Raw genomic sequence first — 16,378 nt, forward strand, 5'->3', positions numbered from 1 at the left:
AAGTTAGGCCACAATTCCAACCTCCCGTGTTTTTGTAGCCACCTCGCTGTGTCGAGGTGCCCAACCGTAGCCAACACGCCGGCACAGCGGCGTGGCTACAATCCAGAACGCTCCTGAATATCCCTTATCATTGCCATTCGGGTCAGGCACCAAATATCGGAAAACGAGACTGACCGGTAGTGTCACCGCGAATCCGCGGGGAAATCTGAAATTCGTTTCCTGACCCTTAATATCCAAAGAGATCGATGGAATCGACCGGTTGGTGGGCTTCCGCCATCAGGGTCAGGAGGCCGGCCGTGACGTCCGGGAAGGTTGCCGAGAGGTCGGTGGTTTCTCCGGGGTCCTTGGCCAGATCGAACAACTCAACGAGAACCGGTTGATCGTCCCGCACATGCGTGCGGACCGCTTTCCAGTCGCCCTGTCGGACGGCCTGTTTGCCACCCTGTTCATAGAACTCCCAATAGAGATAGGCGTGCCCGGGTTGGGGCGGGTTTCCGAGCAGGGTCGGAAGAAACGAGATGCCGTCAATGTCGCCGGGGACTTCCGCACCAGCAGCGGCGGCAAAAGTGGGAAAGATGTCCCACATCGCGCTGACATGGCCACTGGTCGCACCGGGCTCGACCTGGCCCGGCCACTTCACGATGAGAGGCACGCGAAGACCTCCTTCGTAGAGATCCCTCTTCGTTCCCCGAAGGGGGCCGTTTCGATCGAAGAAGGTGTTGCTGTCTTGCGTTCCGACGTGAGGACCGTTGTCGCTGCTGAACGCAACAAGCGTGTTCTGATCGAGGCCGAGAGCCTGCAGCCGGACCTCAATGGCTCCGACCAGGTCGTCGACGTGCTGCATCATCCGCGCGAATTCCTTGTGGGGGGTGGGCCAGTCACGATCGGCGTAACTGCCGCAATCGGGAACTTCGTTGCCGTCCCCGTGGACCCGGCGGGCTTCTCCATTGTCGTGAGGAAGGTTCAAGGCAACGTAGAGAAAGAACGGTCCGGCCCGGTTCCGGTCGATGAAGGCGAGCGCCTCCTCCTGAATCCGGTCCGGAGCATAGACCACGCGGTCAATGGCTACTCCGGTACCCTCCGGCATCCCGTCGAACGGATAGGCGGGGTCGAGCCGATTACCCTCGAGAAGGATCTTCTCGCCGTTTCGATAGAGAAACTCCGGGAAGCAATTGTGGGCGTGCCACATATTGACATAGCCGTAGGCGAAATCGAATCCGTTGCGCAGGGGATCATCGGGTGGAGGCGGATGCCCTACTCCCCATTTGCCGACAATTCCGGTCCGGTAGCCGGCTGCCTTGAGCGACTCGGCCAGGGTGATGGATTCCGCACGCAGGAGTTGATCGGCGTTGTTGCTGCGGACGGCGGTGTGCCCGGTATGTTTGCCTTCAAGCAGGGCGGAGCGGGAGGGGGCACAGACCGTGTTGCCGGCATAGTGCTGGGTGAACCGCATGCCTTCGGCCGCCAACCGGTCGATATGGGGCGTCCCGACCTTGAGCTGACCGTAGCAGCCGAGATCGCCGTAGCCGAGATCATCCGCCAGGATATAGACTATATTGGGCGGCGTTGCCGCCAACCCAACCGTCGCGCTGAACAGGACAGCGGGAAGAAGGGCAAATCGGGAGCGGGTTTTCATGGGCTTTCAGCCGTCCGGGTCAGGGAACGTCGGATTTCGAGGCCTCCGCACTTTATGGTTACAGGATAGTCGCCGGGAGCGAGTCTGCTGAAATCGAGTTCGTGATCGCCAGGCTGCAGACGTCCGCTCATGACCGATCGCCCGGTCGCATCGCGGATCTCGAAGGTGGCCTCCAACGGAACATGGATGTAGTATCGGCCGTTCAGATACTGGTAAACATAGGTGAAGCGGGAGGCGAGGAAACCGGGCGGAAAGGGATCGTTCGCGGCGGCGGCGGCATCGGAGCGCCTGCGCAGATCATCGAGGATTTGATGCCCGTTTTCCAGAAACAGGTCGCGGCCCCGCTCCTCGGTTGCCTGGTCAAGCGATCCGTCGTCGGGGTAGTCGGACAAGGTGGGTCCGAACTGTCCGGTCATCAGCCAGAAAGTGGCCCCGTCGGACTGGTCGGGCTTGCCGTGGTAGAATTTCGCGTGAATGAAGATCTGTCCGAGCCGGCTCCCTTGGAAGGCGCCAAACCCGGGATAGCCGGCCGCTCCGTTGACCACGCCGGTCTGGCCGACCGAGCCAAGCTCGACGAAACGGAAACCCGCACCCTGCCCGGCCATGGTGTGGAGAAAGTCACAGGCCCGGGCATCGTCCCGGCAATTGGCCACGTGAAACGGAGTCTCCGGGGTTCCCTGGGCAATCCACGATTTCGTCCAATGGGAAATGATGAACAGGTTGGCGAGGACATCCGGCTGGCCCGTGTCGAGGCAGTGCTTCACCGCGATGGCGGATTCGGTCAGAGGACCCCAGGAAAGGACGTGGACCGGTTTCCGCGCGGCCAGATCAACGAGTGCCGCGACGGTCTCAAGTTCCGACAGGTCCGAATAGTCACGGTCCGGGTCGAACCGGATCGGCTCCGCATGGCGCGTCAGGCTGGAGCGGATAAACGGGATTTCGGGCTGGAAGCCACCGAAAGCTGCGTTGAGGAAGGGCACGTCGTGGGCATAGGCAGCCGCGAAGGCGGACTGGACGAAGTCGGTGGCGTTCGGGAGGTTCTGCCGGTTGGTCGAGGAGTAGACGACGGCGGCGATGTCGAAGCGATTGGCTTCGAGAAGAAGGGCGGCCAGCGAGCAGATGTCGTCCGGGTCGTTGTTGGGGTGTCCACCGCTTCGTGTGGTTCGCGGATCGGAAAGATCGGTCGTCACCCAGATGGTCGGTTTGGTCGGAGTCGCCGGCACCGGAGAGGTAAGGGAAACCACGGCAAGCGTGACGAGGGCCGTGTGAATGAGGGAGAATCGAGTCGGCATGGGGCAGGGGGGCTATTAGGGCAACTGGATGCCTTGGGCGGAGAGGTAGGAGGCAATGTCCATGACAAGGATTCCGTAGCCGTAGCCCGTGTTGTCACGGTGCGGGAGATCTGGAAGGCCATGTAGCGGCCGTCATCGCTGATCACGCCCTGGCTGGCCTTGAAATCGGGATCGTCGTTGAAGTTGGTGAGTCGGGTCATCCGCTCCGAACCGTCGAGTTCGAGCACCCAGAGATCAATCGGCTGGTAGTTCTTCATGCCGGGTGCCTCCGGGCGTTGCCGGTTGCTCTCGACCAGCGTGCGTTTTCCGTCGGGGAAGATGCCCTCGGGTTCGTCGTAGACTTCGGGGCGATTCGAATAATGGACGATCTTCCCCGTATCAAGGTCGATTCCCATGACCATGGCGATCACGTTGTTCTCCGGGGTGTACATGTTGAAGATCAACTCATGCTCCGCTCCGGGCCGGAAATTCTGGGCTTCGATCTTCCAGCCGGGATTGGGCAGGTCCGCGTGCGTGAGGACGACCCGGTCGTTGGCCAGCCTGGGGATTCCCTCGGGGTCGTAGACAATGTCGGCAACGTGAAACTCATCGCCGACCGCCCAGTTGATCCTCATCCGGGTGCGCGACACAGCCGGTCCCTCGCGGCAGTGTGCTCCAAGGGGAACCGGAGGTTTTCCGGACCCGGGGCGCAGGACCCAGAGTTCGGCGTTCTTTTCGTTGCGACTGGCGCCCGGATTGGTGGCGTCGTAAGTGCGTGCTCCGGAGAGAAGGATGTCCCCATTGGCCAGATACAGCGCCCGGGTGTAGCCTTCATGGGGGTAATCATGGGTGAGGGGAGTCAATTCGCGGGTCGCGATGTCCACCTCGTAGACGTCGCCTGAGGTCTTCTCGAGGAACACGATCCGGCGACCATCGTGGGCCCAGTCCGGACGTTGGCCGAACGTTGTGACCGGTGTGATGAAGGTCGGCAGGGGACGGGGAAGGTTCAGATCCTGGATGCTCCTGGCGCCGGCCACGGTGACCAGGGTGAGCGAGAGGAATGCGACGAGGTTGCAGCGTTGGGTTGTCACTGGGGGTCAGGCGTTGGATAGATGATTCACTGTCGGTTTGGTTCGCAGCGGTTTTCAGGGTTCGAAACGGATGTTCGCGACGTTGGTGTCGCCGATGAGGAGTTCGCCCGCGGTAAGCGGGGTTCCATTGATCGTGACGTTCCGGAAGAGGATGTTGCGGACGCCGCCGGGAAGCGGGCCAACCCCCTCCGGGGCGCCGCAGTTGGCCATGATTTCGCTCTTGTTGATGACCGGGCCGGTTATGCTGATGTTTTCAAAGGTGATCCCGTCGATGCTGCCCGGATACCCTCGGTCGGGATCTTCGGCGTAGGTATTCAGGCGTAGGAAGCGCCAGACAGGGCCCTCGATCCGGATATCCTTGAACCGGATGTCGCGGATGTCCCCGGGGCCGGCCTTGCGGGAGCCGATGATGGCCCGGTTGTTGGCCTCCCTCACCTGGTCGCAGTGGATGATGTCGATATCATGAATGTAGCCGCCTCCCTGGTCGTAGGGATCGCCGCCCCAGGAAAACTGGAAGACCGCCCCGTTGTTGCCCTGCCAGAAAACACAATGGTGGATGTGCACGTCGTCGGGGCGCACGTAGATGGCATCGTCGTTGCAGTGGAAGAAACAGTCGAACACGGTGGTATTGGCCTGCCCGATGGTGGAAACACCGTCGGAATTGTAGTGCCACCCGCCCACCATCTTGACATTGCGGATCGTGATCGGGTTGCCGGTGAGTCGCAGGTAGAAATGTCCGGGGTCCAGCAGGGTGATGCCTTCGACCAGCAGATCGTCGCAGCCCAATCCCGCCCGGGGGGCATAGGCGTTCCAGCGGGTCTTGTTCTGTTCGGACAGCATATTGATGGAATGGTACTGCATGCGTTCCCACATGGTTCCGGGTGTTTGCTTGAGCCGCTGGATGAAGCCTCGTTCAATCCTCTCCCCGGAGAGGATGCCGCGACCCCGGAAGGAAACACCGGAAACCATGTATCCGTGGAAGGTGCCGTGCAGGTAGGCTCCTCCGGCCAGATAAAGGGTCTGGCCGGCCGATACGGGGAAACCGATGCCGATATCGTGCACGCCCGGCTCGAAACGGATGATCCGGGCGGCCGAAACCGCTTCCAGGTCGGCGCGGGGATCCGCTCCGGCTTTCAGGGAGAGCACGCCCGGGGCTCCGGCTACCGGAACATCCATCTCCGGAGCGTCGGCGAAGACGAAGAGTGGGTTCAGGAAATCCCCGTTGATGACGACCGCCAGTTTGGCGGGCTCGGACAGTGAGAAGGCGAGGGTGTCGCCGTCCGCTTTCGCCTCGATTTCCCGTGACGAAGGCAGGATCTGCGCCGATTGGACGGAACCCTTCAGACTGCGGACTCGGACGGTGACCGTTCCGTCGAATGAAATCGTGGTGAAGGAGACCGATCGGCGTCGGGTGGGCCTGATCGAGTGCAGATCCACTTTGGGCCCTCCGGGCAGGCCGAGTCCGATGCCTTCGTACTCGGACGAAGCCGGCATCGGAGCACCCAGGTAGTGGCTTTTCAGGGCAGGGTTTGCCTCGATGCCCGCCATGACCTCGGCTTCGATGTGTTCATCAGCCGGATCGTCGGACGTGTTCTTGTAGGTGAAACTGGGGTGGGCGGTTTCTCCCGAGATCACCTCGACGATATAGTCGTCGGATGCATCGATGCCTTGGGGGCCGGGATAGACTTCAATATGGGCGATGGCTTGCAGACTCATGACCGCAACGGCGCCGAAGGTGCAGATGGCGGGGCGAAAATCGCGGCGGAAGGGCCGGGCGTTCCGGAGACACGGCAAGCCGCCACGCCCGGAGAAATCATCGGTGCTTTTCATGTCCGGTTGCATTACCGACGGGTTCGAGACGAAAGAATGCGGAACCATGCGGCGGGAGTTCGCGTGCCAGTTCCCGCTCGACGACTTTCTCATCCTGATGGGTCCAGAGATTCCGGACGGACCATGCTCCGGGCATTTCCTCCCATTTGAGGTTGAATTTCACCTCGGACGGCTCATCCCGAAGATTGAAGAGAGCGACATTGCGGGCACCATCTTCGTCGGCATCGGAGATCCAGATACGAAGGGTGTCGTCACGATGGGAATGTCCGAGGATCTGCCGGGGATTGCGGCCCGACCGGTTGACCGCGAGCACTTCATCGTTGGTCAGAAGTGCGAAAGTCGACTCCGGAGAAGTCAGAGGGTCGCCGCCCCACATCAGCGGGCTCCGGGCGATGGCCCAAAGTGTCATCAGGGTCTGGCGCTCGTCCGGTGTGAAATTGTCTTCGCGTTCATTGCGGCCTTTGGTGCGATTCAGGTTCTCCGCTCCGGAGAATTCCCAGCCGGTCAGCATGAGGCGACCGATCGGAATCATGTCGGCATCCGGCCAGGTTCCGTCGCCCGCGAACGGTGTCCACATGTAGAGGAGGTCGAAATTCCGGCGAAGATCGGTCCAGCGATCCCAGAAATCGGATGAGACCCTCCAGAGGTTGGCATGGCCAACGAGGTGGGCGGCCTGACTGACCGGGGTCTCGCCGTAGGAAAGGCTCAGCACCATGGGCCGTCCGGTCCGGTCAATGGCGCGGCGCATCAACTCGATTTCCCGTGCGTGGTAGGGCGGGCGAAGCATGTCATCGACTTTGACGTAGTCGACGCCCCAGTCGGCGTAGAGCTGAAAGAGGTCGTCGTACCAGGCCGCGGCGCCCGGATGGTCGACGTTGACCCCGGTGAACATCCCACTGAGGAAGGAGCTTGTGTCGCCGATCTCGGCGACTTCACCGAGCCGGTAGCCGGTGCCGCGAAGCGGCCGGTTCGCTTCAACCGCTTCGGTGGGGATGCCCCGCATCAGGTGGATCCCGAATTTCATGCCCTTGGCGTGGACATAGTCGGCGAGCGGACGCAGGCCCTTGCCTCCTTCGGCGGATGGAAAACGGTTGAGTGCCGGCATGGGCCGACCGTACTCGTCAAGAGTCAGCATCGGGATGACCCTTCCGGTCCCGGGATCCCTGAAGGCCTGTGCCCGCCAGGTATGCCAGTCCTTTTCCGCGTCCCAACCCTGCGGTCCCGGATGGTACCAGAGGAAATCGATGACGGCGTATTCGTATCCGTGGGGCAGCAGGCGATCGGCCAGCACGTCAACCACCGCCTTGAACTGAGTCTCGGTGATGGCGGCGTGGTAGCTGTCGTAGCTGTTCCACCCCATGGGCGGTGTCTGCGACCAGGACGCAAACGGCTGCCTCACGAAGGGAGCAGCCGGGTCAGCCTCCAGTAGAGAAAACCAGCACGCCGCCGCCGTCAGGGCGAGCAGATGGATTCGATTGAGGGTTCGCATCGGCATGGGAAGTCGGCAGCTCATTCATCAAGCCGGGTGGGCGCACCGGCGGAGAAATGAAAATCGGAGAATAGGGCCTGGGTGTCGTTTTCGTCCTGAATGATGACCAGGCAGATGTCGTGACGCCCCCTGGCCGCCCTCAGGAACGTCTCCGCCAAGCCGTCGCTGGCCCGGCCGAACCGGACGGTTCCTGCGAGAGGGCCGCCGGGACCGCCGAGACGGACTTCGATGCGGGCCTTTGCGCCGGAGCCCGAACGGACGGCGCCAAAGAAATAGTAGCCACTTCCCAGATCCACGTCGGCGAACCGCACGACGGCCGGGTTGCCCGCCAGTCTGAGACCGCCTCCTTCTCTCCGGGCGTCGGTTACATCCGCTGCTTCCCCGATCGGAAGATCAATTCGGAAGGGTTGGTCGATTTCCACCGGCTCGACGCCTTCGATCGTCTGCTGCACCGGGATGATCCGCCCGTCCGCTGTGTAATCAATCCGGTCGATGCAGACGGAGCGCTGGGTCCAGGTCCCCTCGGCCGCAAAGGCGTCCTGGCGCCAGGATGAAAGGGCCGAGGTATGGTAGAACAGGTATTCGCGCCCGTGGAATTCCACGATGCCACCGTGATTCGACTGGGTCAGGCGCCAGGGAACGAAATCGCCGCCCGGGTGACGGGGGCCGTTCGCGACGTGTACGCCCAGCTCGTAGTTGAGAGTGCCTCCATAGGTAAAGGGGCCCATCGGACTGTCGCCGACCGACCAGGCGAGTTCCGATCTGGCCCGATTCGGATCGTCCGCGTTCTCCGCGGTGATTCTGACCTTCCAGTCGTATTTGGTATGGTAGGACAGGTAGTAGCGCCCGTCCCGTTTGTTCATCCAGACCGCCTCCATGAACCGGTCGGTGCCCACGTCGAGCTGCACCGGCTCGTCCGCCAGTTCGGTCATATTGTCGGCCAGTCTGGCCGCCATATGGCTGCCCCAGTAAAGGTAGGCCTCGCCATCGTCGTCAATGAAAACGGCGGGGTCGATTCCCCGTGTTCCTTCGATCCGCGGATTGACCACGGTGAATCGCCCTCCGGGATGGTCGGAGACCGCGACGCCGAGGTAGGCGGTGACGACCCGGCCGCCGTCCGGTTTCTGTTGATCGGAATGCAGGATCCGGACGGGGTAGTAGAGATAGTATTTCCCGTCGCGGTAAATCATGTCGGGGGCCCAGAGGGCATACTTGTCGGCCGGCGGGCTTCCCGGGACGCGGACATCGTCAATGTGGAGCACCCGGCCATGGTCGGTCCAGTCCACCATGTCAGCGGACGAGAACGCGTGGTACTCGTGCATGGTTTCATAGCCCCCGCCATCTTCGCTGTCGACCGAGGTGACCATCCAGACCCGGCCGTCGGGCATGACATGCGGGGCGGCGTCCGCCGTATACATGTGCCGGATAACCGGGTTGCCGAGAGGATAGGGAGCCGTGTTCACCGTCTTCTTGTTGGATCCGACGGATTGGGCGGCGGCCGGCAGGACAACAGACACGGCAAGGATAGAGAGGAGGGTTGCCAGGCGGGCGGATCGGATTGCGAGCATGGAGATTTGGAGAACAGGTCGCGGGGGGCTCAGGTCGACCCGTCTGTCGGGCCGGCGGACGAGGACGTTTTGAGCCGTGATCCTAGGCTGTCCCCGGACCGCGTCCAAGCAGGGCGTGATTGACAGTCAAGCCGTGGCACGGACAGTGCCGGCTCAACGTCCTTTCCGCGGTCAACCTGTGCGGTTCTCAGCGGTCCAGGTAGTAGACCTCGAGAAGGACCTCTCCACCCCCGCTTCCGTCAGCGGGCGTCACATGAACCGTGTAGTTGCCGGGAGCCGCCTGAAAGACGAGGGCGGCGTCGGCCGAGCCGGTCTCCAGTGCAAAGGCACCGGCTGAGACGGCGGCATCGGCGGCCAGAAGTGAATCGGCGGACTGGGTCCAGTCGTCGTTTGCTGCCACTATGCCGTCGGCGCTGTGGATGGTCAGGCGCGGATTTACGGCCGGATTGGCGACACCGAACCGGGCCAGACCGGGACCCACGGCCCGAATCAGGACCATGCGATCCCGATCGCCGCGCACCACGAAACCTCCGACCATGGTTTCGCCAGGTGCAAGAATGCCCCGGTTGGAACTGTTGACGAGGGCGGATTGCACGGACCCGGAGCCCGAGGCGTCGTAGACTTCGACCAGGGGCTGACCGGATCCCGAATCGAGCCCGGTGGCGACCGCGGTATAACTCCCGGGCTCGAGGGTCAGAAGAAGGGCGGCATCATCCCGGTAACGATCGAGGGGAAAGGCGCCGACCCGTGCGGCTGTTTCCTCGATCGCGTCAGCGTTGGGCTGATCGGTCCAGGCGCCGCATTCCGCCACCAGTTTCTCACTGGAATAAACCTTCAGGTGCGGGAGTCCGGTCATACCCTGGACACCAAACGATTCGAGGCCGGGACCGACGGCCCGGATGAGTACTTCGCGCGGCCCGGTTCCTTCCACGACAAAGCCGGCGATGATCGGGGGTGCTTCCGCAGGCTGGGCGGAGCGAACCGACAGGTTGGCCAGCGGCGCGGAACGGTGGGCGTCCACTTCGATGATCGTGCCGTTGTCGCCCACGAACCAGAACGAATCACCCACTCGGGCTCCGCCGAGCAGCGGGGTCCGCGTGATGGGCAGACGTTCCCATTCGTAGCCGTTCTTCGAGGCGAAGATGCCGCCACCCGGACCGGTCGACGAGGCCAGGAAAAGTCCCTCCGCTCCCAGGATGGTGGTGATCGAGCCGCCTTGAGTGAGGGGAATCGCCGTCCAGGTGATCAGATCGGACGAGACATGGACGGTGCCGTAGGCGTCGCCCGCGAGGAAGACATCGTCGTCGCCCCCGATGCTCAGAATGAGCATGCCATTGACGAGAGAACGAACCCACTCGTTGCCGTCCTCCGAAGTGAAGACGGCGCCTGAACCGGTCAGCCCCACGGTTGCCTGAACGAACCACCGCCCGCCAATCCGAATCGGGGGATTGGTGGCATGGAATGGTGCGGGGAGTTTCACCTGTTTGAGCGCGGACGGGATGAGATCCGTTTTTGTCCAGGTGATGCCATCGACAGTTTCGTAGAAGGCATCGGTGCAGAGACCGTCTGCGCAGTAGCCGGTTCCGAGAAGATAGACCCGATCGCCGATCGTATACGGCCGGAAATAGTCGCCGGGTACACCGACCGTTGTCGTAGACCAGCGGATACCATCATTTGAGGTCGTGATGGCGCCGTTTGAGCCGCCCGCGATCCAGCGGCCGTTGATCCGCGCCATGCCGTAGAGGCTGGGGCCGGCCCCGCTGTCCCGGCGGATCCATTCGACTCCGTCGGTCGAGGTGACGATCAATCCGGATGATCCGACCCCGACCCAGGTGCCCGACGGAGAAATATCGACGTCAAAGCATCCGACCGGCCCGGTTCCAGTGTCGCGTTGAACCCAGTTGTGGCCGTCGCTGGAATGGGCGACGGGTCCTTCGGCATCGGGAATGAACCAACCGGCCGCCGTGTGGTCGAGATGGGTCAGCCATTGCCCGAGGACGAGCGGCTTCGCGGTCCAGTTGAGGCCGTCCGTTGAAGTGAGGATCCGACCATCGGTTCGGGCCTGGTAGAGGCCGTCACCGAAGGCGACGGAGACGCCGGACGCGCCGAAGGAAGTGAGTGGAACCTCAATCCAGGCGTCGTCGATACCCATGCGCCGCACGAGAACCATGCCTGTATTGAGTCCGACGACGAGACGATCCGGGCCGAGGGCGATTGTATTCAGGTTGTGCCAGGTCTCGAAGGAAAAGCGGGCCCAGCTGAGGCCATCGGCTGAGTACCAGGCTGCATTCGGGGTGAGTGCCGCCCAGCGATCACCGTCACGATCGAGATCGTAGATCAGGTCGGTTCCCACTCCGAGGAAATCCGGGGTCACGTCCTTCCAGAACAGTCCGTCAGGAGAGGTCAGAATGGAGTAATGGCCGGCCACCGTGTATTCGTCGCCCGTGAAAAAACTGCGCGAAAACGTGTCAAAGACCGGTGTTTCGACCGGCTCCCAGAAGGCCCCGTGTGCCGAACGGAGAATCAACCCGTTTTCACCGGCGGCCACGAAGGCCTCCGGTCCCGCCGTCACCGTCAAAAGATGCTGACCGGTCGGCAGCGGGTTGCGGTTCCACCAGCGGATTGAATCGAGGGAGTCATCGGCGCGCAGGTTGCCTCCATTCAGGAATAACCCGCAGAGGACACTCAGTTGAACACCCCGGGCGATCCGGTGCAGAGAGGTTGGCCGATCCGTGTTTTCCCTCGTTTCCATCCCTTTTTGATGGAACTCAAGAGTGCAATTCGCAACGGCAATCCGGTCGCAGACCCCACGTTCAGGGTTACCCTGATGCGGAGGGTTCCGAGGCCCACTAGAGCGGTGTCACCATGAACTCTGACCCGAATCGCAATGATAAGCAGATACTTTGGCTCAGAACGTGCCTTCCGTGTTCGTGCAATGGTCGGGTGCAGTCGCCCCGGTCTCCTGGGGCGTGTCAACGTGGATACGCGGCAAGAGACTGCCGCGGCTGGATCGCGTGATCCGTCCTGAATACCCTTGACTTGGGGCCATTCAACTTTGGCCCGGGAGCCCGGGAATCAGGATTCGAAATGCAGCGGCCCGGCGCTTCGGGAGTGCTCCCACTGATCGCTCATCCCTGAATCATCGATTCTGCGTTTCGGCAAATCCGTTCGGGTGCTGGCTGTGCCAGCGCCAGGCGGTCTCAACAATGGATTCGATCGTATCGAATTTCACTTTCCACCCCAATTCGGTCCTGGCCTTGGTCGAGTCGGCGTAGAGTGACGGGGGATCGCCCTCGCGGCGGGGACCCTCCTTGATCGGCACCCTGAGTCCACTGACCTTCTCGACGGCGTTGATGATCTCACGCACTGAGTTCGGGCGGCCCGTCCCCAGATTGTAAAAGAGACCGGTCCCGGGCGTCTCAAGCCGGTCGAAGACGGCGATATGGGCCCGGCTGAGGTCATCCACATGCACGTAGTCGCGCAGGCAGGTGCCGTCCGGGGTGGGGTAATCCTGGCCGAAGATGGTCAGGTCGGGTCGTCGCCCGAGTGCGGCATCGATGGCCAATGGGATGAGATGGGTCTCGGGATCGTGATCCTCGCCGATGGAACCGTCTTCGGCCGCACCGGCCGCATTGAAGTAGCGGAAGGCGGCGAAGCTCAGCCCCTCGGCCCGGGCGATGTTTTTCAGGGCGTTCTCGACGTCGAGCTTGGTCTGTCCGTAGGGGTTGATCGGGTGCTGGGGGAGGCCTTCGGTGATCGGAAGCGATTCCGGAATGCCGAAGGTGGCGCAGGTCGATGAGAAAACGAAACGCCTCACGTTGTTCGCGAGCATGGCCCGGAGCAGGTGGAGGGTGGCGACGGAATTGTTGAAATAGTACTTGAGGGGATCGGTCACGGACTCACCGACGTAGGCATAGGCGGCAAAATGCATGACAAGATCGATTTCCTCGGACTGAAGAATTGCGCCGACCGCGCCCTCATCCCCGAGATCGCTCGGAAAAAGTGATACCTCCGGAGGCAGCGCGCCCCGATGCCCGAAAACAAGGTTGTCGAGCACCACCGGCCGGTGCCCGGCGGCAATGAGCTGGCGGACGCAATGGCTGCCGATGTATCCGGCCCCTCCAACGACAAGAACGTTCATAACTGGATCATAGATCGCTGCTTCGGCGCTTGGCTAGCCCGAACTCGCTGCGAATCACCGGGCTGTCCGGGGCGCGGATCTGAGGGGAAACGGCGCTATTGAGTTGACCCGGGGGAAGGTCGGGCAAAAAGGTTGCGGCTTTGCATACCTGCTGTAGCTGGAATTGAGAATTCTCACCGAGTCATGGAATTGAGCAGAATCGTTATCACTGGTCTGGGGCTGACCTCGCCCAATGGCGACACGCTGCCCGAATTCCGACGCAATCTGCTCACTGGAAAATCCGGGGTGGAGTGGATGGAGACCCGCCACATGGGTCGGGTTCCGGCCGGGGTCTGCCATTTTGATCCGCTGAAATACCAGAGGAAGAAGGAAGTCCGGGTCGGGACCAGGGCGGGCAGCATCGCGATTTATTGCGCCCGTGAGGCCATCGCGAGCAGCGGATTGGATGTGGATACCCTGGATCGGTCCCGGATCGGCATCTACGTCGGCACGACCGAGCACGGAAACGTCGAGACGGAAAACGAGATCCACAATATCTCCCAGTTTGATTATGATACCCGGTACTGGTCGCATCACCACAATCCCCGGACGGTGGCCAACAATCCGGCGGGCGAGATCTCCCTGAATTTCCAGATCACGGGCCCGGCCTACACGATCGGGGCGGCCTGCGCGGCGGGCAATTGCGGGATTGTCCAGGCGGCTCAGATGCTCCAATTGCACGAAGTCGACGTCGCTTTGGGCGGTGGGGTCTCCGAGAGCATTCATACTTTCGGGATTTTTGCCGGTTTCAAGAGCCAGGGAGCACTGGCCATGGATGAGGATCCCACCCGGGCCAGCCGGCCATTCGACCTGAATCGCAACGGGATCGTGGTGAGCGAGGGCGGCTGCCTCTATGTCCTGGAACGATTGGAAGACGCGCGACGCCGGGGAGCGCCCATCATCGCGGAACTGGTCGGCTATCACGTGAATTCCGACGCCAGCGATTACGTCCTGCCCAACGCCGAGCGCCAGGCGCAGTGCATGCAGGCTGCCCTGAAGCGGAGTCGGATGGAACCGGGTGAAATCGGCATCATCAGCACCCACGCCACCGCGACTCCGCAGGGGGACATCCGCGAATGCGAGGCCATCCGGACTGTTTTCCAGGATTGCCCGGACACCTGGATCAACAATACGAAGAGTTTCATCGGACACACCATGGGCGCGGCCGGCGCCCTCGAACTGGCCGGTAACCTGGCGTCGTTTGCCGACGGCCTGGTGCACCCGACGATCAACCTTGAAAACCTCGATCCTGAATGTGCCCTGCCCAATCTGGTGGTGGGCGAACCCAAAGAGCCAAAACGGGTTGACGCTATTCTGAATAACTCCTTTGGTATGCTCGGAATAAACTCCGCTGTGATTGTCAGACGATTCAACGACTAAGAGCTTCAAGCCAGACCAGACCGACGACTGTATGACCAAAGACGAATGCAAAAAGATTGTTCTCGAGATCATCGCGGACATTGCTCCCGATGAGGAATTGAGCGACATCAAGCCTGATGTGCGTCTCCGGGACCAGCTTGAGCTCGATTCAATGGATTTCCTCGATATCGTGATGGAACTGCGGAAGCGCTACCAGATTGAGGTGCCTGAAGCCGACTATATCCAATTGGCCTCCCTCGACAGCTGCGCCGAATACCTCACCCCAAAGTTCGACGCCCTGGTCTGAGAGGCTCATTCAGCGAACACCCGCCGCTGTGTCGGCAGCAACTCCATGGTCTGTAGGAGAGGCTTTATGCCTCGATTGGATCGCCGGGCCGGGAGTTGCGATTCAAATCGAGGCATAAAGCCTCTCCTACAGGTTGATGGCATGCCCCCCTGCAGGCGGGATCCGGGCCTGAATTCGGACTGATGTGCCTTGTGCTAACGGCTATCCCTTTCATCCTCACCTGACCGATGGAGAAATATGACGTCGTAATCATCGGATGCGGGATGTCCGGACTGGCGGCGGGCATCCGTCTTGCCCATTTCGGGCGGAACGTGTGCATTTTCGAGCGCCATAATGCGCCAGGGGGACTGAACAGTTTCTACAGTATCGACGGGCGTCGCTTTGACGTCGGCCTCCATGCCATGACCAATTTCGTCCGGCCCGGGGTCAGGGGGACGGCTCTCGGCAAGCTGCTCCGACAGCTGCGGATCGGTCGTGAGGAACTGGATCTGGCCGAGCAGCGGCGGTCACGGGTTTCCTTCTCGGGCGTGGAGCTCTGCTTTGACAACGATCCTTCCCTTCTGGAATCGGAAGTGGCCGATCGATTTCCCGCGGAGATCGACGGCTACCGACGCTTGGTCGAGGCTATCCGGTCTCATGACGACACCGATCTCGGAGCGAAGGAAGCGTCCGCGAGGGAGACCATCAGTGGCTTTCTGGGGGACCCACTCCTGATCGATATGCTGCTCTGCCCGCTGATGTTCTACGGCAGTGCTTCGGAGCACGACATGGACTGGACCCAGTTTGTGACCATGGCCAAGTCAATCTACCTGGAAGGATTCTGCCGGCCTTTTGAGGGGGTGCGCCTGGTGATTCGAATCCTCCTGGATCGCTATCGGCGGGCCGGCGGACATCGTCGCATGAAGTGCGGCGTGCGGCGGCTGGTGACCTCGGGGGGGCGGGTTCAGCGTCTCATTCTCGACAGCGGCGAAGAGATCGAGGCCAGACAGGTGATTTCATCGATCGGATTGCCCGAGACGCGGGCCCTGCTTGGGGAAGCCCCGACCATGACGCTGAAAGGCGTTCCGGGTCGACTCAGTTTCGTCGAAACGATGAGCATTTACCGGGAACCGACGGAAAACCTCGGTTGGGGTGAGGACACGGTCGTGTTTTTCAATCAGGGCGAGCGCTTCCACTATGCCGCCCCGGAGGATCTGGTGGATCCGCGCAGCGGTGTCATCTGCTTCCCGAACAATTTCCGCTACGGCGATCGGGTTCCGGAGGAGGGGATCTTCCGGGTCACCTCGCTCGCCAATCCCCAGGGATGGATGGCGCTTCCGGAAGACGCCTACCGGGCCGCCAAGACGGAGTGGTTTGACCGGGTCCAGCGCAGTGCGCGGGGCTTTCTGCTCGCCCCGGACCGGGATCTCTCCGGGGTGACCATCGCGACGGACATGTTCACACCGCGAACCATCCGCCGCTTCACCGGCCATATCAACGGCGCGGTCTACGGATCACCGGACAAGCTGCGGGACGGGCGCACCCCCTGGTCGAACCTCTTTCTTTGCGGAACCGATCAGGGATTCCTGGGCATCGTCGGCGCCCTGCTCAGCGGAATATCAATGGCCAACCTGCATGTGCTCAGTAGTGGAGCAGGTGCTGAGTGAT

11 protein-coding genes are annotated in these 16,378 nt (G+C 61.8%); 3 read left to right on the top strand and 8 right to left on the bottom strand.

What is annotated here, in order from left to right; translation table 11 throughout:
• Positions 1-226 precede the first annotated feature (226 nt).
• The 8 genes from R3F07_17060 to galE form a co-directional block, all read right to left on the bottom strand.
• Entirely contained in the window at positions 227-1,636 is a 1,410-nt protein-coding gene (locus tag R3F07_17060) for an arylsulfatase (protein ID MEZ5278095.1), read from the bottom strand.
• Positions 1,633-2,928: a hypothetical protein gene (locus tag R3F07_17065; protein ID MEZ5278096.1), complete on the bottom strand. Its 1,296-nt coding sequence runs from the start codon at positions 2,926-2,928 to the stop codon at positions 1,633-1,635. The genes R3F07_17060 and R3F07_17065 overlap by 4 nt, the downstream gene beginning before the upstream one ends.
• Positions 2,823-3,998, bottom strand: a complete 1,176-nt coding sequence (locus R3F07_17070; GenBank protein MEZ5278097.1) for a hypothetical protein — start codon at positions 3,996-3,998, stop codon at positions 2,823-2,825. The genes R3F07_17065 and R3F07_17070 overlap by 106 nt, the downstream gene beginning before the upstream one ends.
• 54 nt (positions 3,999-4,052) lie before the next feature.
• Positions 4,053-5,828 (bottom strand): hypothetical protein, encoded by a 1,776-nt coding sequence (locus tag R3F07_17075; protein MEZ5278098.1) that lies wholly within the window; start codon positions 5,826-5,828, stop codon positions 4,053-4,055.
• Positions 5,812-7,323: a glycoside hydrolase family 27 protein gene (locus tag R3F07_17080; protein MEZ5278099.1), complete on the bottom strand. Its 1,512-nt coding sequence runs from the start codon at positions 7,321-7,323 to the stop codon at positions 5,812-5,814. Before R3F07_17080 ends, R3F07_17075 begins: the two co-directional genes overlap by 17 nt.
• Positions 7,324-7,337: 14 nt before the next feature.
• Positions 7,338-8,885, bottom strand: a complete 1,548-nt coding sequence (locus tag R3F07_17085) for a family 43 glycosylhydrolase (protein ID MEZ5278100.1) — start codon at positions 8,883-8,885, stop codon at positions 7,338-7,340.
• Positions 8,886-9,072: 187 nt separating this feature from the next.
• Positions 9,073-11,637: a hypothetical protein gene (locus tag R3F07_17090; protein ID MEZ5278101.1), complete on the bottom strand. Its 2,565-nt coding sequence runs from the start codon at positions 11,635-11,637 to the stop codon at positions 9,073-9,075.
• Positions 11,638-12,024: 387 nt separating this feature from the next.
• A complete protein-coding gene (gene galE / locus R3F07_17095) occupies positions 12,025-13,026 on the bottom strand; it encodes a UDP-glucose 4-epimerase GalE (protein ID MEZ5278102.1) in 1,002 nt (333 codons plus the stop codon).
• Positions 13,027-13,209: 183 nt separating this feature from the next.
• Between galE and R3F07_17100 the strand changes: the two genes are divergently transcribed.
• The 3 genes from R3F07_17100 (at position 13,210) to R3F07_17110 (ending at position 16,377) form a co-directional block, all read left to right on the top strand.
• Positions 13,210-14,445: a beta-ketoacyl-[acyl-carrier-protein] synthase family protein gene (locus R3F07_17100; protein ID MEZ5278103.1), complete on the top strand. Its 1,236-nt coding sequence runs from the start codon at positions 13,210-13,212 to the stop codon at positions 14,443-14,445.
• Between the two features lie 31 nt (positions 14,446-14,476).
• Positions 14,477-14,731 (top strand): phosphopantetheine-binding protein, encoded by a 255-nt coding sequence (locus R3F07_17105; GenBank protein ID MEZ5278104.1) that lies wholly within the window; start codon positions 14,477-14,479, stop codon positions 14,729-14,731.
• Between the two features lie 227 nt (positions 14,732-14,958).
• On the top strand, positions 14,959-16,377 hold the full coding sequence (locus R3F07_17110) for an FAD-dependent oxidoreductase (GenBank protein ID MEZ5278105.1): 1,419 nt from the start codon (positions 14,959-14,961) through the stop codon (positions 16,375-16,377).
• Position 16,378 lies beyond the last annotated feature (1 nt).

This window comes from Opitutaceae bacterium (assembly GCA_041395105.1).
In the GTDB taxonomy this organism is placed as follows: domain Bacteria; phylum Verrucomicrobiota; class Verrucomicrobiia; order Opitutales; family Opitutaceae; genus B12-G4.